Annotated in this window: 28 protein-coding genes and 1 pseudogene; 28 read left to right on the top strand and 1 reads right to left on the bottom strand. The window is 42.8% G+C overall.

Annotation, left to right across the window (positions count from 1 at the left end; translation table 11 throughout):
- On the bottom strand, positions 1-817 hold an 817-nt coding region (locus BQ8014_RS15720; RefSeq protein ID WP_080906002.1), incomplete at its 3' end, for an NAD(P)H-hydrate epimerase.
- 659 nt (positions 818-1,476) lie between these two features.
- Between BQ8014_RS15720 and rpsL the strand changes: the two genes are divergently transcribed.
- From rpsL to rplO, 28 genes and pseudogenes are all read left to right on the top strand, one after another.
- Positions 1,477-1,881 carry a 30S ribosomal protein S12 gene (gene rpsL / locus BQ8014_RS15715; protein ID WP_080905183.1) on the top strand — a complete coding sequence of 135 codons (405 nt, stop codon included), beginning with the start codon at positions 1,477-1,479 and terminating at the stop codon, positions 1,879-1,881.
- A gap of 153 nt (positions 1,882-2,034) precedes the next feature.
- Complete coding sequence (gene rpsG, locus BQ8014_RS15710; protein WP_080905182.1) at positions 2,035-2,511, top strand: 30S ribosomal protein S7; 477 nt, start codon at positions 2,035-2,037, stop codon at positions 2,509-2,511.
- Between the two features lie 24 nt (positions 2,512-2,535).
- The gene (gene fusA / locus BQ8014_RS15705) at positions 2,536-4,662 is read left to right on the top strand and encodes an elongation factor G (RefSeq protein WP_080905181.1); all 2,127 of its coding nucleotides are present in this window, start codon (positions 2,536-2,538) and stop codon (positions 4,660-4,662) included.
- Positions 4,663-4,681: 19 nt separating this feature from the next.
- Positions 4,682-4,987 (top strand): 30S ribosomal protein S10, encoded by a 306-nt coding sequence (rpsJ, locus tag BQ8014_RS15700; protein ID WP_005634728.1) that lies wholly within the window; start codon positions 4,682-4,684, stop codon positions 4,985-4,987.
- A gap of 19 nt (positions 4,988-5,006) precedes the next feature.
- Entirely contained in the window at positions 5,007-5,624 is a 618-nt protein-coding gene (gene rplC, locus BQ8014_RS15695) for a 50S ribosomal protein L3 (RefSeq protein ID WP_080905180.1), read from the top strand.
- Positions 5,624-6,253, top strand: coding sequence for a 50S ribosomal protein L4 (rplD, locus tag BQ8014_RS15690; protein ID WP_080905179.1), 630 nt, complete (start codon positions 5,624-5,626; stop codon positions 6,251-6,253). Before rplC ends, rplD begins: the two co-directional genes overlap by 1 nt.
- A 12-nt stretch (positions 6,254-6,265) precedes the next feature.
- Positions 6,266-6,559 carry a 50S ribosomal protein L23 gene (rplW, locus tag BQ8014_RS15685; RefSeq protein WP_080905178.1) on the top strand — a complete coding sequence of 98 codons (294 nt, stop codon included), beginning with the start codon at positions 6,266-6,268 and terminating at the stop codon, positions 6,557-6,559.
- Positions 6,560-6,567: 8 nt separating this feature from the next.
- Positions 6,568-7,392, top strand: coding sequence for a 50S ribosomal protein L2 (rplB, locus tag BQ8014_RS15680; RefSeq protein ID WP_080905176.1), 825 nt, complete (start codon positions 6,568-6,570; stop codon positions 7,390-7,392).
- An 18-nt stretch (positions 7,393-7,410) separates the two neighbouring features.
- Positions 7,411-7,680: a 30S ribosomal protein S19 gene (gene rpsS, locus BQ8014_RS15675; RefSeq protein ID WP_080905175.1), complete on the top strand. Its 270-nt coding sequence runs from the start codon at positions 7,411-7,413 to the stop codon at positions 7,678-7,680.
- 53 nt (positions 7,681-7,733) lie between these two features.
- Positions 7,734-8,144 (top strand): 50S ribosomal protein L22, encoded by a 411-nt coding sequence (gene rplV / locus BQ8014_RS15670; RefSeq protein WP_080905174.1) that lies wholly within the window; start codon positions 7,734-7,736, stop codon positions 8,142-8,144.
- A gap of 13 nt (positions 8,145-8,157) precedes the next feature.
- Positions 8,158-8,370: pseudogene (rplW, locus tag BQ8014_RS15665) on the top strand (50S ribosomal protein L23); the annotation flags it as partial.
- Between the two features lie 8 nt (positions 8,371-8,378).
- A complete protein-coding gene (gene rplB, locus BQ8014_RS15660; RefSeq protein WP_080905176.1) occupies positions 8,379-9,203 on the top strand; it encodes a 50S ribosomal protein L2 in 825 nt (274 codons plus the stop codon).
- A gap of 18 nt (positions 9,204-9,221) precedes the next feature.
- The gene (gene rpsS / locus BQ8014_RS15655) at positions 9,222-9,491 is read left to right on the top strand and encodes a 30S ribosomal protein S19 (protein ID WP_080905175.1); all 270 of its coding nucleotides are present in this window, start codon (positions 9,222-9,224) and stop codon (positions 9,489-9,491) included.
- 53 nt (positions 9,492-9,544) lie between these two features.
- Positions 9,545-9,955, top strand: a complete 411-nt coding sequence (rplV, locus tag BQ8014_RS15650) for a 50S ribosomal protein L22 (RefSeq protein WP_080905174.1) — start codon at positions 9,545-9,547, stop codon at positions 9,953-9,955.
- Between the two features lie 5 nt (positions 9,956-9,960).
- Entirely contained in the window at positions 9,961-10,695 is a 735-nt protein-coding gene (gene rpsC / locus BQ8014_RS15645) for a 30S ribosomal protein S3 (RefSeq protein WP_080905173.1), read from the top strand.
- A 19-nt stretch (positions 10,696-10,714) separates the two neighbouring features.
- Complete coding sequence (rplP, locus tag BQ8014_RS15640) at positions 10,715-11,149, top strand: 50S ribosomal protein L16 (RefSeq protein ID WP_080905172.1); 435 nt, start codon at positions 10,715-10,717, stop codon at positions 11,147-11,149.
- Between the two features lie 5 nt (positions 11,150-11,154).
- Positions 11,155-11,358 carry a 50S ribosomal protein L29 gene (rpmC, locus tag BQ8014_RS15635; RefSeq protein WP_080905171.1) on the top strand — a complete coding sequence of 68 codons (204 nt, stop codon included), beginning with the start codon at positions 11,155-11,157 and terminating at the stop codon, positions 11,356-11,358.
- Positions 11,351-11,620 carry a 30S ribosomal protein S17 gene (gene rpsQ / locus BQ8014_RS15630; protein ID WP_087880517.1) on the top strand — a complete coding sequence of 90 codons (270 nt, stop codon included), beginning with the start codon at positions 11,351-11,353 and terminating at the stop codon, positions 11,618-11,620. Before rpmC ends, rpsQ begins: the two co-directional genes overlap by 8 nt.
- Positions 11,621-11,622: 2 nt before the next feature.
- The gene (gene rplN / locus BQ8014_RS15625) at positions 11,623-11,988 is read left to right on the top strand and encodes a 50S ribosomal protein L14 (protein WP_080905169.1); all 366 of its coding nucleotides are present in this window, start codon (positions 11,623-11,625) and stop codon (positions 11,986-11,988) included.
- Between the two features lie 13 nt (positions 11,989-12,001).
- Complete coding sequence (rplX, locus tag BQ8014_RS15620) at positions 12,002-12,322, top strand: 50S ribosomal protein L24 (protein WP_080905168.1); 321 nt, start codon at positions 12,002-12,004, stop codon at positions 12,320-12,322.
- The gene (rplE, locus tag BQ8014_RS15615; RefSeq protein ID WP_080905167.1) at positions 12,322-12,882 is read left to right on the top strand and encodes a 50S ribosomal protein L5; all 561 of its coding nucleotides are present in this window, start codon (positions 12,322-12,324) and stop codon (positions 12,880-12,882) included. Before rplX ends, rplE begins: the two co-directional genes overlap by 1 nt.
- Before the next feature lies 1 nt (position 12,883).
- Positions 12,884-13,153 carry a 30S ribosomal protein S14 gene (gene rpsN, locus BQ8014_RS15610; RefSeq protein ID WP_080905166.1) on the top strand — a complete coding sequence of 90 codons (270 nt, stop codon included), beginning with the start codon at positions 12,884-12,886 and terminating at the stop codon, positions 13,151-13,153.
- A 50-nt stretch (positions 13,154-13,203) separates the two neighbouring features.
- The gene (gene rpsH / locus BQ8014_RS15605; RefSeq protein ID WP_080905165.1) at positions 13,204-13,599 is read left to right on the top strand and encodes a 30S ribosomal protein S8; all 396 of its coding nucleotides are present in this window, start codon (positions 13,204-13,206) and stop codon (positions 13,597-13,599) included.
- Between the two features lie 15 nt (positions 13,600-13,614).
- Complete coding sequence (rplF, locus tag BQ8014_RS15600; protein WP_080905164.1) at positions 13,615-14,166, top strand: 50S ribosomal protein L6; 552 nt, start codon at positions 13,615-13,617, stop codon at positions 14,164-14,166.
- A 21-nt stretch (positions 14,167-14,187) separates the two neighbouring features.
- On the top strand, positions 14,188-14,532 hold the full coding sequence (rplR, locus tag BQ8014_RS15595) for a 50S ribosomal protein L18 (protein ID WP_080905163.1): 345 nt from the start codon (positions 14,188-14,190) through the stop codon (positions 14,530-14,532).
- A gap of 5 nt (positions 14,533-14,537) precedes the next feature.
- Complete coding sequence (gene rpsE, locus BQ8014_RS15590) at positions 14,538-15,056, top strand: 30S ribosomal protein S5 (protein ID WP_080905162.1); 519 nt, start codon at positions 14,538-14,540, stop codon at positions 15,054-15,056.
- A gap of 16 nt (positions 15,057-15,072) precedes the next feature.
- The gene (rpmD, locus tag BQ8014_RS15585) at positions 15,073-15,249 is read left to right on the top strand and encodes a 50S ribosomal protein L30 (protein WP_080905161.1); all 177 of its coding nucleotides are present in this window, start codon (positions 15,073-15,075) and stop codon (positions 15,247-15,249) included.
- Positions 15,250-15,276: 27 nt separating this feature from the next.
- Complete coding sequence (rplO, locus tag BQ8014_RS15580) at positions 15,277-15,723, top strand: 50S ribosomal protein L15 (protein WP_080905160.1); 447 nt, start codon at positions 15,277-15,279, stop codon at positions 15,721-15,723.
- The last annotated feature ends 3 nt before the right edge of the window (positions 15,724-15,726 follow it).

Below are 15,726 nucleotides of genomic sequence, written 5' to 3'. Positions count from 1 at the left end.
GGCAGGCGCGCGCCGCCAGTACCGCCGCTCCCATCTTGCCGCTACTCCCGGCGATCAGCAGGGCGTGCCCGAAGATCCCCTTGTGGGCGAACCTGGGGCGGGGTACGATGGATTCGGCGATGTCTTCCTCTGTGATCATGATATAGGGCGTAGGCGTTTCTTCAATGATCTCCGGATGGATCCCGATCTCGATCGTTTTCCATTTCCCTACATACTCGGCGTTTTCCGGGAGGAAGAAGGCCAGTTTCGGAAATTCGAAAGAGTAGGTTAAGTCCGCCCGGACGATCGACTCCGGGTCGTTGTTCCGGTTATCTTCCCCGAACAGTCCGGAGGGGATATCGATCGCCACAACCCGTGCATCGGATTGGTTGATGTATTTCACGACGGACGAGAAGCCGCCGGTCAGCGGGCGGTTCAGCCCCGATCCGAACAGTCCGTCGATGACCACGTCATACTCCCCCAACACCGGTGGAATAAAATCGGTCACCACCTCCATGAAGTCGGCATTTTCCAGGTTTGCCAATTGTTGCCTGTTCAGCTCGCAGTCCAGCGACAGGTGTTTCGTCGGATTAAACAAATAGGTTTCCACCTTATAATCGGCCTCGATCAGCAGGCGGGCGATAGCCAGGGCATCCGCCCCATTGTTCCCCTGCCCGGCAAAAATCACGATGCGCGACTGCCGGGAAAATTCGCGACAAAACTCATTGAAAAAAGCGGTAGCCGCCCTTTCGACTAATTCGATCGAACGGATCGGCTCATGATCGATCGTATATTGATCCAAAATTTTCACCTTATCGGTGGGGAATATTTTAATCATTGTTTCTTTTTTATAGAACAAAATTACAATAAACTTTTGGAAGACGTGCATCGAAGGATTCATTTGTCCGGATGCATTTGCCTTGGTGGATATGCTCTTTTCGAATGTTCACTCTATCAAATGCTTACAACTTGTTGTGACCATTAAGTGTTTTATGGCTGTGAAACAGGTGTTTCACAGCTATAGAACAGGTGTTTCACAGCCGTAAAACACCTGTTCTATAACCGTAAAACACCTATTTGATGACTGTCGGACACTTATTTGATAACCGTCGGATACGTAATCGGATGTAGTTTAATGATTTTAGTTGACTACCTTTTTTCTAACTTATAAGTTCGGTTGACTTGTTTATTACTTAGTTATAAATCACATTGGCTCGTTTTATTATAAATCATAATTATAGTTGCTCCGGATTTTTTGAAACAAAATCTGGTTTACAGACAGCGTCCAGCCTGATCTTGGAAGTGCTTATTATTCACCGAAAATTGTTGGTAAATAATTGTGCGGCAAAAAGAAAAACTGTATCTTTGCCCCGCTTTTTGGCCTGAGAAGATAAGATTTTTTCATATAACTTATTGGTTGTATGGAAAGAATGAGTATCTTTGCGGCCTAAATCGGATAGAATAAAACAAATATAGTAGAAGTTAAAAAAAAGAAAAATGCCTACAATTCAACAATTAGTTAGAAAAGGAAGAGAAACCCTGGAGGTGAAAGGCAAATCTCCTGCGTTGGATTCCTGCCCTCAAAGACGGGGTGTTTGTGTACGTGTGTATACCACAACGCCTAAGAAACCGAACTCTGCCATGCGCAAGGTTGCCAGAGTACGTCTGACAAACCATAAAGAGGTGAACTCATACATTCCGGGAGAAGGGCATAATTTGCAGGAACACTCGATCGTCCTCGTTCGCGGAGGCCGTGTGAAAGACCTTCCGGGAGTACGTTATCATATCGTACGCGGGACACTGGATACAGCGGGCGTTAACGGCCGTACGCAAAGACGTTCCAAATATGGAGCAAAGCGTCCGAAACCGGGACAACCGGCAGCTGCAGCTAAGAAGAAATAAAAGATTTCTAAAGAGCTTGATTATTAATTAAAATAGTATCAATTGGTTTAAGTTATTTGGCAAAGCTTATAAGGGTTGAGTAAATGGTTCGGCGGAACCGTTGAAGACAAAAAAAATCGGCAACCAAAAACAAGAACGAAATTCTGAAAACAAATGAGAAAAGCAAAACCAAAGAAAAGACAGATCCTTCCGGATCCTGTATATGGCGATGTTCGTGTAACGAAGTTTGTCAACCATCTGATGTATGATGGCAAGAAGAACACGGCCTATGAAATTTTTTATTCCGCTTTGGAAAATGTAAAGGCAAAATTGCCTAATGAAGAAAAATCCGCGTTGGAAATCTGGAAAGCCGCGCTGGATAATATTACCCCTCAAGTTGAAGTGAAGTCCCGCCGTGTGGGTGGAGCTACATTTCAAGTTCCTACCGAAATCCGCCCGGATCGTAAAGAATCGGTTTCCATGAAAAACCTGATCTTATATTCCCGCAAAAGAGGCGGAAAAACAATGTCTGAAAAATTGTGTGCCGAAATTGTTGATGCGTACAACAATCAGGGTGGTGCGTATAAAAGAAAAGAAGATATGCACCGGATGGCGGAAGCGAACCGTGCTTTTGCCTATTTTAGGTTTTAATCAATAATAAATAGATAGTAGACAATGGCAAGCAAAGATGAAATGTTGAGTTATACCAGGAACATTGGTATTATGGCGCATATCGATGCAGGAAAGACAACGACTTCCGAGCGTATTCTTTTCTACACCGGCTTAACCCATAAAATCGGTGAAGTGCATGACGGAGCCGCTACCATGGACTGGATGGAGCAGGAGCAGGAACGTGGCATCACGATTACTTCTGCAGCAACGACAACTTTCTGGAATTATGATAATAAAAAATATAAAATTAATCTGATCGACACTCCGGGACACGTTGACTTTACGGTTGAAGTGGAACGTTCCCTGCGTATCCTTGACGGTGCGGTTGCAGCGTTCTGTGCGGTGAGTGGAGTAGAACCCCAGTCTGAAACCGTATGGCGCCAGGCAGATAAATATAAGGTTCCTCGGATCGGTTATGTAAATAAAATGGACCGTTCGGGCGCCAACTTCTTTGAAGTTGTTCGTCAGGTGAAAGACGTGTTGGGAGCTACCCCTTGTCCGATTCAAATACCGATCGGCGCGGAAGAAACCTTTAAAGGCGTTATCGACCTGATTGCCATGAAGGCAGTATACTGGCATGACGAAACAATGGGAGCTGAATATTCCGTCGAAGAAATTCCGGCCAATTTATTGGAGGAAGCCAAGGAATGGAGAGACAAGATGCTTGAAGTTGTTGCCGAATGCGACGACGTCGTTATGGAGAAATATTTCGACGATCCTTCGACAATTACCGAAGAAGAAATAAAAACGGCTATCCGTAAAGGAACGTTGTCCATGAAGATCAACCCGATGATTTGCGGTTCTTCTTTCAAGAATAAGGGAGTCCAGACTTTACTGGATGCTGTTTGCGCTTATCTGCCCAGCCCGGAAGACACGCCGTTTGTCGAAGGACACGATCCCAACGACCCGGAAAAGGTTATCTGCCGTAAGCCGCTCTTCGAAGAACCGTTGACTGCACTTGCATTTAAGATTGCAACCGATCCTTATGTAGGACGCCTTTGCTTCTTCCGTGTTTATTCAGGTTCGATCGAAGCGGGTTCATATGTCTATAACTCCCGTTCCGGTAAAAAAGAACGTATTTCCCGTCTGTTCCAGATGCACTCCAACAAGCAGAACCCGATGGAAGCCATCGGTTGCGGCGATATAGGTGCAGGCGTAGGATTCAAGGATATTCGTACTGGCGATACGCTTTGTGACGAGGCTCATCCGATTATATTGGAATCAATGGATTTCCCGGAACCGGTAATCGGTGTCGCCATTGAACCGAAGACGCAGAAGGATATGGATAAATTGGGTGTCGGCTTATCTAAACTGGCGGAAGAGGATCCTACTTTCCGTGTAGAATCAAACGAAGAGACGGGACAGACAGTGATTCGCGGTATGGGTGAGCTTCACCTTGAAATTATCGTGGATCGTTTGCGTCGTGAATTTAAAGTGGAATGTAATCAAGGCCGTCCGTTGGTTTCTTATAAGGAAGCAATTACGAAACCGGTTGAATTACGTGAAGTCTATAAGAAGCAATCGGGAGGACGTGGTAAGTTCGCTGATATTATCGTACGGGTAGAGCCTGCCGATGCTGATTTCGAAGGAACTCTGCAGTTCGTGGATGAAGTGAAAGGGGGAAATATACCGAAAGAATTTATCCCTTCTGTCCAGAAAGGATTCGAAAAGGCGATGAAGAACGGTATTTTGGCCGGCTATCCATTGGATAAACTGAAAGTAACGCTTATTGACGGATCTTTCCACCCGGTTGACTCCGATCAGTTATCGTTCGAAATCTGTGCTATCCAAGCGTTCAAGAGCGCCTCGGAAAAGGCGGCTCCTGCATTGATGGAACCGATTATGAAAATTGAAGTAGTGACTCCGGAAGAAAATATGGGTGACGTAATCGGTGACTTGAACAAACGCCGCGGCCAGGTAGAAGGTATGGAATCGAGCCGTACGGGAGCTCGTATCGTAAAAGCGAAAGTTCCGTTGTCCGAAACATTCGGCTATGTAACCGTTCTTCGTACGATAACTTCCGGCCGTGCCACTTCTTCCATGCAGTTCTCTCATTACGCACAGGTATCGCCTTCGATAGCCAAGCAGGTTCTGACGGAAGTGCAAGGACGTACTGATTTGATCAAATAATTTAGAAACAGATACTTATATGAGCCAAAAGATCAGAATTAAATTGAAGTCCTACGATTATTCCCTGGTAGACAAGTCTGCCGAGAAAATCGTAAAGACAGTAAAGGCTACAGGTGCAGTCGTTAGCGGACCTATTCCGCTGCCGACGCATAAACGGATTTTTACCGTGAATCGTTCTACTTTCGTCAATAAGAAATCTCGTGAGCAATTCGAGCTTTCTTCTTACAAAAGATTGATCGATATCTATAGTTCAACCGCAAAAACGGTGGACGCTTTGATGAAGTTGGAGTTGCCGAGCGGAGTCGAAGTGGAAATTAAAGTGTGAGAAATTAAAATTAAGTGAAATGCCAGGATTATTAGGAAAAAAAATCGGAATGACATCCGTTTTCAGTGCCGAGGGAAAGAATCTTCCATGCACTGTTATCGAAGTGGGTCCTTGTGTGGTTACGCAGGTTAAAACGCTCGAAAAAGATGGCTATGAAGCGGTTCAGTTGGGTTTCGAAGACAAAAAAGAGAAACATACGACAAAACCGGAAGCAGGTCATTTTTCCAAAGCAGGCGTAACTCCCAAAAGACACTTGGCTGAGTTCAAAAATTTCGAAACTGCGTATAATTTGGGGGATATCGTTTCCGTAGATTATTTAAAAGACGTAGTATTTGTCGATGTAATCGGAACTTCGAAAGGAAAAGGTTTTCAGGGAGTTGTAAAACGCCATGGATTTGGTGGAGTCGGTCAATCTACTCATGGGCAGCACAACCGTTTACGTGCGCCGGGTAGTATCGGAGCTTGTTCTTATCCCGCGAAAGTATTTAAGGGAACTCGTATGGGCGGACAAATGGGAGATGAGCGGGTAACCGTTCAAAACCTGCAAGTGATCAAAGTATTGCCGGAACATAATCTTTTGGTTGTCAAAGGATCGGTACCCGGAGCGAAAGGTTCAATCGTATTAATTGAAAAGTAATGGAACTGAACGTATTAAATATTAAAGGAGAAAGTACCGGAAGAACGGTTACTTTGAATGATGCCATTTTTGGCATTGAACCGAATGATCATGCGATTTATTTGGATGTGAAGCAATACATGGCCAACCGCCGGCAAGGTACTCATAAATCGAAAGAAAGAAGTGAGATTTCCGGAAGTACGCGTAAGCTGGGCCGTCAAAAAGGAGGCGGGGGCGCTCGTCGCGGCGATATTAATTCTCCGCTGTTAGTCGGTGGAGGACGCGTGTTCGGCCCGAGACCCAGAGATTACAGTTTCAAACTGAATAAGAAGGTTAAACGTTTGGCTCGTAAGTCTGCGTTGTCTTATAAGGCAAAGGCGAATGAAATTTTGGTTGTGGAGGATTTCTCTTTTGAAACACCGAAGACAAAAGAATTTATAGCCATAGCCAAGAACCTGAAAGTAGACGGACGGAAATTCCTGCTGGTTTTAGCGGAAAACAACAAACCAGTCTATCTTTCGACTCGTAACTTAGAGAAAGTAAGCGTTATAACAGCTTCTGATATAAATACTTATAAGGTGTTGAATGCGGGAAGTCTTCTCTTTACCGAGAGTGCAATCGCCGTAATTGAGAAACACTTTAACGCATAAGGGGGAAAAGAGATGGGAATTATTATTAAGCCAATAGTAACAGAGAAGCAAACGGCGATTACCGCTAAAAAGGAAAATCGTTTTGGTTTCAGGGTTTCTCCTACCGCCAATAAATTGGAGATCAAGAGGGCGGTCCAAGAGTTATATAAAGTCACGGTTGTAGATGTGAACACGATGAATTATGGCGGGAAACGCAAAAGCCGTTATACAAAATCGGGAGTAATCAGCGGAAAACAAAATGCTTTCAAAAAAGCCATCGTGACATTGAAAGAAGGGGAAACAATTGATTTCTTTAGTAATATCTAAAAAATAAGATGGGAATACGAAAATTAAAGCCCACAACACCGGGGCAGAGACACAAAGTTATTGGTGCATTTGATAAAATCACTGCAAGTACACCAGAGAAGTCTCTTGTAGTTGGAAAAAAGTCGTCCGGAGGCCGTAATAATACGGGTAAAATGACTATGCGCTATCTAGGCGGCGGTCATAAACAAAAGTACAGACTAATCGACTTCAAGAGAAATAAAGATGGCATTCCTGCAACAGTCAAGTCAATCGAATACGATCCGAATCGTACTTCACGTATTGCATTGTTGTATTATGCGGACGGAGCGAAGAGCTATATCATCGCCCCGAACGGATTGGAAGTTGGCCACACAGTGATGTCTGGTAGCGAAGCTGCACCGGAAGTAGGAAATACGCTTCCGATGGAGAATATTCCTATCGGTACCATTATTCATAATATTGAACTTCGTCCGGGGCAGGGTGCAAAGCTCGTGCGTTCGGCTGGTGCTTTTGCCCAGTTGACTTCCAGAGAAGGGAATTATGCAATTATAAAGATGCCTTCTGGTGAAACCAGAAAAGTTTTGGCAGCTTGCAAGGCGACAATAGGTAGTGTTGGCAATTCGGACCATGCACTTGAAAAATCAGGTAAGGCCGGTCGTTCCAGATGGTTGGGCCGTCGTCCTCATAACCGCGGAGTCGTAATGAATCCGGTGGATCACCCGATGGGTGGTGGTGAAGGACGTGCTTCGGGAGGACATCCGAGATCACGTACAGGCTTATATGCTAAGGGCTTGAAGACGAGGGCTCCGAAGAAGCATTCTTCAAAGTATATTATTGAAAGAAGAAAAAAGTAATCTGATAAATAAAAAACTATGAGTCGTTCGTTAAAAAAAGGTCCATATATTAATATCAAGCTTGAGAAGAAAGTCTTGGCTATGAATGAGTCAGGCAAGAAAACCGTCGTTAAGACATGGGCAAGAGCTTCAATGATTTCGCCAGACTTTGTAGGGCATACAATTGCAGTTCATAATGGCAATAAATTTATTCCTGTTTTTGTGACGGAAAACATGGTCGGTCATAAGTTGGGAGAATTTTCTCCGACTCGTACGTTCCGTGGTCACGCCGGTAATAAGAAAAAATAATAACCGTTGAAACAGGACTTCAGGAATCTGAAAAAATATAAGAAAGAATAAATATGGGTGCTAGAAAAAGAATATCAGCAGAAGCAAGGAAAGAGGCCCGAAAATCATTGTATTTCGCAAAACTGAAAAATGTGCCTACTTCCCCTCGTAAGATGCGTCTCGTGGCAGACATGATCCGGGGACTGGAAGTAAACAGAGCATTGGGAGTTTTGAAATTCTCTAATAAAGAAGCTGCTGTAAGAGTAGAAAAATTGCTTCGTTCGGCGATTTCCAACTGGGAACAAAAGAATGAACGGAAAGCGGAAAGTGGAGAATTGTACGTCTCTTTAGTGAGTGTCGATGGAGCTACCACTTTGAGAAGAATGCGTCCTGCTCCGCAGGGGAGAGGCTATCGGATTCGTAAACGTTCGAATCACGTGACTCTTTTTGTAGATACACTGAATATAAACGAAAGTCAAAATTAAGGTAGATGGGNGGGTTTCTCCTACCGCCAATAAATTGGAGATCAAGAGGGCGGTCCAAGAGTTATATAAAGTCACGGTTGTAGATGTGAACACGATGAATTATGGCGGGAAACGCAAAAGCCGTTATACAAAATCGGGAGTAATCAGCGGAAAACAAAATGCTTTCAAAAAAGCCATCGTGACATTGAAAGAAGGGGAAACAATTGATTTCTTTAGTAATATCTAAAAAATAAGATGGGAATACGAAAATTAAAGCCCACAACACCGGGGCAGAGACACAAAGTTATTGGTGCATTTGATAAAATCACTGCAAGTACACCAGAGAAGTCTCTTGTAGTTGGAAAAAAGTCGTCCGGAGGCCGTAATAATACGGGTAAAATGACTATGCGCTATCTAGGCGGCGGTCATAAACAAAAGTACAGACTAATCGACTTCAAGAGAAATAAAGATGGCATTCCTGCAACAGTCAAGTCAATCGAATACGATCCGAATCGTACTTCACGTATTGCATTGTTGTATTATGCGGACGGAGCGAAGAGCTATATCATCGCCCCGAACGGATTGGAAGTTGGCCACACAGTGATGTCTGGTAGCGAAGCTGCACCGGAAGTAGGAAATACGCTTCCGATGGAGAATATTCCTATCGGTACCATTATTCATAATATTGAACTTCGTCCGGGGCAGGGTGCAAAGCTCGTGCGTTCGGCTGGTGCTTTTGCCCAGTTGACTTCCAGAGAAGGGAATTATGCAATTATAAAGATGCCTTCTGGTGAAACCAGAAAAGTTTTGGCAGCTTGCAAGGCGACAATAGGTAGTGTTGGCAATTCGGACCATGCACTTGAAAAATCAGGTAAGGCCGGTCGTTCCAGATGGTTGGGCCGTCGTCCTCATAACCGCGGAGTCGTAATGAATCCGGTGGATCACCCGATGGGTGGTGGTGAAGGACGTGCTTCGGGAGGACATCCGAGATCACGTACAGGCTTATATGCTAAGGGCTTGAAGACGAGGGCTCCGAAGAAGCATTCTTCAAAGTATATTATTGAAAGAAGAAAAAAGTAATCTGATAAATAAAAAACTATGAGTCGTTCGTTAAAAAAAGGTCCATATATTAATATCAAGCTTGAGAAGAAAGTCTTGGCTATGAATGAGTCAGGCAAGAAAACCGTCGTTAAGACATGGGCAAGAGCTTCAATGATTTCGCCAGACTTTGTAGGGCATACAATTGCAGTTCATAATGGCAATAAATTTATTCCTGTTTTTGTGACGGAAAACATGGTCGGTCATAAGTTGGGAGAATTTTCTCCGACTCGTACGTTCCGTGGTCACGCCGGTAATAAGAAAAAATAATAACCGTTGAAACAGGACTTCAGGAATCTGAAAAAATATAAGAAAGAATAAATATGGGTGCTAGAAAAAGAATATCAGCAGAAGCAAGGAAAGAGGCCCGAAAATCATTGTATTTCGCAAAACTGAAAAATGTGCCTACTTCCCCTCGTAAGATGCGTCTCGTGGCAGACATGATCCGGGGACTGGAAGTAAACAGAGCATTGGGAGTTTTGAAATTCTCTAATAAAGAAGCTGCTGTAAGAGTAGAAAAATTGCTTCGTTCGGCGATTTCCAACTGGGAACAAAAGAATGAACGGAAAGCGGAAAGTGGAGAATTGTACGTCTCTTTAGTGAGTGTCGATGGAGCTACCACTTTGAGAAGAATGCGTCCTGCTCCGCAGGGGAGAGGCTATCGGATTCGTAAACGTTCGAATCACGTGACTCTTTTTGTAGATACACTGAATATAAACGAAAGTCAAAATTAAGGTAGATGGGACAAAAAGTTAATCCGATTAGTAATCGTTTAGGAATTATCCGAGGTTGGGATTCCAACTGGTATGGTGGAAACAATTATGGTGACACCTTATTGGAGGATAGCAAAATACGTAAGTATCTGAACGCCCGTCTATCAAAGGCCAGTGTATCAAGGATCGTCATCGAGCGTACACTTAAATTGATTACAATTACAGTTTGTACCTCCCGTCCCGGTATTATTATCGGTAAAGGTGGCCAGGAAGTGGATAAGTTGAAGGAAGAGTTGAAGAAGATTACGGATAAGGAGGTTCAGATAAACATCTTTGAAGTAAAAAGGCCGGAATTGGACGCAGTAATTGTAGCTAATAATATCGCTCGTCAGTTAGAAGGTAAGATTGCATACCGTCGTGCAATCAAAATGGCAATCGCATCCACCATGAGAATGGGGGCTGAAGGCATCAAAGTGCAAGTCTCAGGCCGTTTAAACGGTGCTGAAATGGCTCGCTCCGAAATGTATAAGGAAGGAAGAACTCCTTTGCATACATTCAGGGCCGATATTGATTATGCTCTTGCCGAAGCCTTAACCAAGGTGGGTCTTCTCGGTGTAAAAGTTTGGATTTGCCGTGGAGAAGTCTATGGAAAAAAAGATCTCGCTCCTTCCTTCGTTTCTCCGAAAGATTCGGGAAGAAGAAACGATAATGCGGGCGGTCCGAGAGAGAAGAACTTTAAGAGAAAGAAAGCGAATCGTTAATCATTAGAATTTAGAAACAATGTTACAACCAAAGAAAACAAAGTTCAGAAGACAACAAAAGGGTCGCATGAAGGGCTTGGCTCAACGTGGGAACCAGTTGGCTTTCGGTTCGTTTGGTATAAAATCGTTACAGTATAAATGGATTACAGGCCGCCAGATTGAGGCTGCCCGTATCGCTGTAACTCGTTATATGCAACGTCAAGGGCAGGTTTGGGTACGTATATTCCCCGATAAACCGATAACAAAGAAGCCTGCAGAAGTTCGTATGGGTAAAGGAAAAGGTAATCCGGAAGGATATGTAGCTCCAATTACACCGGGGCGTTTGATCTTCGAAATCGAAGGTGTCTCTTATGAAGTCGCTAAAGAAGCTTTGCGTTTGGCTGCTCAAAAACTTCCTGTGACGACTAAATTTGTTGTAAGACGCGATTATGATTATCAAAAACAAAATGCGTGATTATTATGAAGATAGCAGAAGTAAGAGAACTTAGTTCGAAAGAATTGTTGGAGAGAATTGATGCGGAAGTAGCAGCTCTTGATCTTAAAAAGATTAACCATACTATTTCTCCTTTGGAAAATCCTACACAAATTAAGCACCAACGTCGGTTGATTGCGCGTATGAAAGGGGAATTGCATCATAGAGAAATAAATAAAATAAATCGATGAGCTGATGGAAACGAGAAATTTAAGAAAAGAAAGAACGGGCGTTGTTTTCAGCAACAAAATGGATAAAAGCATTACTGTTGCCGTGAAATGGAAGGAAAAGCATCCGATCTATGGTAAATTCGTTAATAAGACGAAGAAGTATCATGCTCATGACGAAAAGAATGAATGCAATATCGGTGATACCGTGAAAATCATGGAAACTCGTCCATTGAGCAAAACGAAAAGATGGAGATTGATTCAAATAATTGAAAGAGCGAAATAATTATGATACAACAAGAATCAAGATTAATCGTTGCTGATAACAGCGGCGCGAAAGAAGCTCTTTGTATCCGTGTATTGGGCGGAACAAGAAAAAGATATGCTACGGTTGGGGATGTGATTGTCGTTGCGGTAAAAAGCGTGATCCCTTCCAGTGACATAAAGAAAGGTGCAGTATCCAAAGCGATTATTGTACGTACCAAAAAGGAAATCAGACGTCAGGATGGTTCATACATTCGTTTTGATGACAACGCCTGCGTTTTGTTGAATGCAGCCGGTGATATCCGTGGCAGTCGTATTTTTGGTCCGGTTGCGAGGGAATTACGTGCCACTAATATGAAGATTGTTTCACTTGCACCGGAGGTGCTTTAATTTGTTAGAAATAATGAGCAAATTACATATAAAGAAAGGCGATATGGTATATGTTAACACCGGCGAGGACAAAGGAAAGACAGGTCGTGTCCTGGAAGTCCTCGTCAAAGACAATCGTGCCATTGTCGAAGGTATTAATATGGTATCAAAGCATACTAAACCGAGCGCAAAGAGTCCTCAGGGAGGAATTCTAAAGAAAGAAGCGCCTATTCAGATTTCGAATTTGAATGTGTTGGATCCGAAATCAGGAAAACCGACGCGTATTGGCCGCAAACTGAATGAAAAAGGTGTTTTAGTACGCTATTCTAAAAAGTCAGGGGAGGAAATTAAGTAATGAGCAATACTGCCAGTCTGAAGAAAGAATATCAGGATCGAATTGTTCCTGCATTGAAGAATGAATTCGGATATAAATCCGTTATGCAGGTTCCGGTTTTAAAGAAAATTGTAATTAACCAGGGTTTGGGGATTGCAACGGCCGATAAGAAAATTATTGACGTCGCAATTAACGAGTTGACGACAATTACAGGTCAAAAAGCGGTACCTACCGTATCTAAGAAAGATATTTCAAACTTTAAGTTACGTAAAAAAATGCCTATCGGTGTGATGGTTACATTGCGCCACGAACGGATGTACGAGTTTTTGGAAAGGCTCATTCGTGTAGCTTTGCCTCGTATTCGTGACTTTAAAGGGATTGAAAGCAAGTTGGACGGACGAGGTAATTACACGCTCGGAATCCAAGAGCAGATCATATTCCCGGAAATTAATATTGATAATATTACTAAAATATTGGGAATGAATATTACCTTTGTAACTTCTGCGCAAACAGATGAAGAAGGGTATGCTCTTTTGAGAGAATTCGGGTTACCTTTTAAAAATGCTAAAAAGACTAATTGATATGGCAAAAGAATCAATGAAAGCTCGTGAAGTGAAACGAGCCAAACTTGTGAAAAAATATGCCGCTAAAAGAGCGCAATTAAAAGCGGAAGGAAATTATGAAGCATTGCAGGCACTGCCTAAAAATGCATCTCCCGTCCGTTTGCATAACCGTTGTAAATTAACGGGACGTCCGAAAGGATACATCCGCCAGTTTGGGATTTCACGTATTCAATTCCGTGAAATGGCCTCACAAGGCTTAATCCCGGGTGTAAAGAAAGCGAGTTGGTGATTTTTTGTTAAATATTGTCCGGGTGGCCGGATCAATTTAATTTTTAATATATGACAGATCCTATTGCAGATTATTTAACGAGATTGCGTAATGCAATCAAGGCGCAGCACCGTGTTGTCGATGTGCCCGCCTCTAATTTGAAAAAAGAGATTACGAAGATTCTCTTTGAAAAGGGCTATATTCTTAACTTTAAGTTCATAGAGGATGGTCCCCAAGGTACGATTAAAATAGCCTTGAAATATGATCCTATCAATCGCGTGAATGCGATCAAGGAACTTCAACGGGTTTCAACCCCAGGTTTACGCCGATATGCCGGCTATAAAAATGTGCCGCGAGTATTAAACGGATTAGGTATTGCTATCCTTTCCACTTCTAAAGGTGTAATGACAGATAAGGAGGCTCGCGATCTTAAGATTGGCGGCGAAGTATTGTGTTACGTTTATTAATTAGGAGGGAAAAGAATGTCAAGAATAGGTAAATTACCAATTTCAGTTCCGGCAGGAGTTGCTGTTACAATTAAAGATTCGGTCGTGACGGTTAAAGGTCCGAAAGGGGAACTTACACAACATGTGAATCCTGAGGTTAAAGTTAATCTGGATAACGGGGTTATTCATGTGACCATACAAAGCGAAGAAAAACAATACCATGCGTTACATGGTTTGTATCGTTCTTTGATTCATAATATGGTTGTCGGCGTATCGGAAGGATATAAAAAAGAATTAGAACTTGTCGGAGTCGGTTACCGTGTTACAAATGCCGGACAAGTACTCGATTTATCGCTCGGATATACGCATAATATTTTTCTACAGTTACCTCCGGAAATTAAGGTGGAAACAAAATCGGAAAGAAACAAGAATCCTCTGATTATACTTGAGTCGGCCGATAAGCAATTGATTGGTCAAGTGTGTGCCAAGATACGTTCTTTCAGAAAACCTGAACCGTATAAAGGTAAAGGTATAAGATTTGTAGGTGAACAAATTCGGAGAAAGTCAGGTAAATCTGCAGGTAAATAATCTACGTAAACGATAAATATTATGGCGACTAGAGAAAATAGAAGAATAAAGATAAAGAACAGCATACGAAATAAGATTTCAGGGACGTCTGTACGCCCGCGTTTGTCCGTTTTCAGAAGCAATAAACAAATTTATGCCCAGGTAATAGACGACCTTACGGGACGGACGCTTGCTGCGGCTTCTTCTTTGGACCTGAAAGAAAAAGCTTCAAAGAAAGAATTGGCGTCTAAAGTGGGAGAATCCATTGCGAAGAATGCTCAGGAAGCGGGTATTCAGGCTGTTGTTTTTGATCGTAACGGCTATTTGTATCACGGGAGAGTTAAAGAGTTGGCTGAAGCAGCTCGTAATGGAGGCCTTAAATTTTAAATAAGATGGCAGGAGTATATAATAAAGTCAAATCGACAAACGATTTAGAGTTAAAGGATAGATTAGTTGCAATTAATCGTGTGACTAAGGTTACGAAAGGTGGACGTACTTTCAGCTTCGCTGCGATTGTAGTCGTAGGTGATGAAAACGGTATTGTCGGCTGGGGGCTTGGGAAAGCAAGCGAAGTAACGACCGCTATAGCAAAAGGCGTTGAAGCTGCCAAGAAAAACCTGGTGAAAGTGCCGGTTCATAAAGGAACGATTCCTCATGAACAAATTGCAAAATTTGGCGGTGCGGAAGTATTGATTCGCCCGGCTTCTCTCGGAACGGGAGTAAAGGCCGGCGGTGCTATGCGTGCTGTGCTTGAAAGTGTTGGCATCACGGACGTTTTGGCCAAGTCTAAAGGATCTTCCAATCCTCACAACTTGGTGAAAGCTACGATTGCCGCTTTGAGTGAATTGAGAAACCCGCTTATGGTAGCTCAGAACAGGGGCGTTTCGGTAGAAAAAGTGTTTAGAGGTTAAATAAGGAGGATTCAGAATGGCAACGATTAAAGTAAAACAAGTAAAGAGCAGAATTAAATGTCCTAAGGATCAAAAGAGAACTTTGGATGCTTTAGGTTTAAGAAAGCTGAATCGTGTGGTTGAGCATGAAGCAACTCCTTCCATACGGGGAATGATTGAGAAAGTGAAACATTTGGTTTCTATTGAAAAATAATTATTGGACTGAAAAAACAACTCTGAAATGAATTTATCGAATTTAAAACCTGCAGAAGGTTCTATAAAAACCAGAAAGAGAATAGGACGTGGTACTGGATCCGGTCTTGGAGGTACCTCTACAAGAGGTCATAAAGGGGCAAAGTCCAGATCCGGTTATTCTCGGAAGATTGGTTTTGAAGGAGGGCAGATGCCTATTCAAAGACGTTTACCGAAGTTTGGTTTCAAGAATATAAATCGTGTTGAATATAAGGCAATCAATTTGCTTACCTTGCAACACTTGGCCGAGACGAAGCAACTTACAAAAATAAGTATAAAGGATTTGATTGAAGCGGGATACGTTTCATCTTCTCAACTTGTTAAAGTGTTGGCGAATGGTAACCTTACAGCAAAATTGGATGTTGAAGCGCATGCTTTCTCAAAAAGTGCTGAAGCTGCTATTGTAGCTGCTGGTGGAACTGCTGTTAAACTCTAAGTT

The sequence above is a fragment of the Parabacteroides sp. Marseille-P3160 genome (genome assembly GCF_900162725.1).
GTDB lineage: Bacteria > Bacteroidota > Bacteroidia > Bacteroidales > Tannerellaceae > Marseille-P3160.
This window is presented reverse-complemented; position numbering and strand designations above follow the sequence as displayed.

Bases quoted from the DNA above. Each gene is read 5' to 3' on its own strand.
- rpsL (WP_080905183.1), top strand. From the start codon at position 1,477: ATGCCTACAATTCAACAATTAGTTAGAAAAGGAAGAGAAACCCTGGAG.
- rpsG (WP_080905182.1), top strand. From the start codon at position 2,035: ATGAGAAAAGCAAAACCAAAGAAAAGACAGATCCTTCCGGATCCTGTA.
- fusA (WP_080905181.1), top strand. From the start codon at position 2,536: ATGGCAAGCAAAGATGAAATGTTGAGTTATACCAGGAACATTGGTATT.
- rpsJ (WP_005634728.1), top strand. From the start codon at position 4,682: ATGAGCCAAAAGATCAGAATTAAATTGAAGTCCTACGATTATTCCCTG.
- rplC (WP_080905180.1), top strand. From the start codon at position 5,007: ATGCCAGGATTATTAGGAAAAAAAATCGGAATGACATCCGTTTTCAGT.
- rplD (WP_080905179.1), top strand. From the start codon at position 5,624: ATGGAACTGAACGTATTAAATATTAAAGGAGAAAGTACCGGAAGAACG.
- rplW (WP_080905178.1), top strand. From the start codon at position 6,266: ATGGGAATTATTATTAAGCCAATAGTAACAGAGAAGCAAACGGCGATT.
- rplB (WP_080905176.1), top strand. From the start codon at position 6,568: ATGGGAATACGAAAATTAAAGCCCACAACACCGGGGCAGAGACACAAA.
- rpsS (WP_080905175.1), top strand. From the start codon at position 7,411: ATGAGTCGTTCGTTAAAAAAAGGTCCATATATTAATATCAAGCTTGAG.
- rplV (WP_080905174.1), top strand. From the start codon at position 7,734: ATGGGTGCTAGAAAAAGAATATCAGCAGAAGCAAGGAAAGAGGCCCGA.
- rplB (WP_080905176.1), top strand. From the start codon at position 8,379: ATGGGAATACGAAAATTAAAGCCCACAACACCGGGGCAGAGACACAAA.
- rpsS (WP_080905175.1), top strand. From the start codon at position 9,222: ATGAGTCGTTCGTTAAAAAAAGGTCCATATATTAATATCAAGCTTGAG.
- rplV (WP_080905174.1), top strand. From the start codon at position 9,545: ATGGGTGCTAGAAAAAGAATATCAGCAGAAGCAAGGAAAGAGGCCCGA.
- rpsC (WP_080905173.1), top strand. From the start codon at position 9,961: ATGGGACAAAAAGTTAATCCGATTAGTAATCGTTTAGGAATTATCCGA.
- rplP (WP_080905172.1), top strand. From the start codon at position 10,715: ATGTTACAACCAAAGAAAACAAAGTTCAGAAGACAACAAAAGGGTCGC.
- rpmC (WP_080905171.1), top strand. From the start codon at position 11,155: ATGAAGATAGCAGAAGTAAGAGAACTTAGTTCGAAAGAATTGTTGGAG.
- rplN (WP_080905169.1), top strand. From the start codon at position 11,623: ATGATACAACAAGAATCAAGATTAATCGTTGCTGATAACAGCGGCGCG.
- rplX (WP_080905168.1), top strand. From the start codon at position 12,002: ATGAGCAAATTACATATAAAGAAAGGCGATATGGTATATGTTAACACC.
- rplE (WP_080905167.1), top strand. From the start codon at position 12,322: ATGAGCAATACTGCCAGTCTGAAGAAAGAATATCAGGATCGAATTGTT.
- rpsN (WP_080905166.1), top strand. From the start codon at position 12,884: ATGGCAAAAGAATCAATGAAAGCTCGTGAAGTGAAACGAGCCAAACTT.
- rpsH (WP_080905165.1), top strand. From the start codon at position 13,204: ATGACAGATCCTATTGCAGATTATTTAACGAGATTGCGTAATGCAATC.
- rplF (WP_080905164.1), top strand. From the start codon at position 13,615: ATGTCAAGAATAGGTAAATTACCAATTTCAGTTCCGGCAGGAGTTGCT.
- rplR (WP_080905163.1), top strand. From the start codon at position 14,188: ATGGCGACTAGAGAAAATAGAAGAATAAAGATAAAGAACAGCATACGA.
- rpsE (WP_080905162.1), top strand. From the start codon at position 14,538: ATGGCAGGAGTATATAATAAAGTCAAATCGACAAACGATTTAGAGTTA.
- rpmD (WP_080905161.1), top strand. From the start codon at position 15,073: ATGGCAACGATTAAAGTAAAACAAGTAAAGAGCAGAATTAAATGTCCT.
- rplO (WP_080905160.1), top strand. From the start codon at position 15,277: ATGAATTTATCGAATTTAAAACCTGCAGAAGGTTCTATAAAAACCAGA.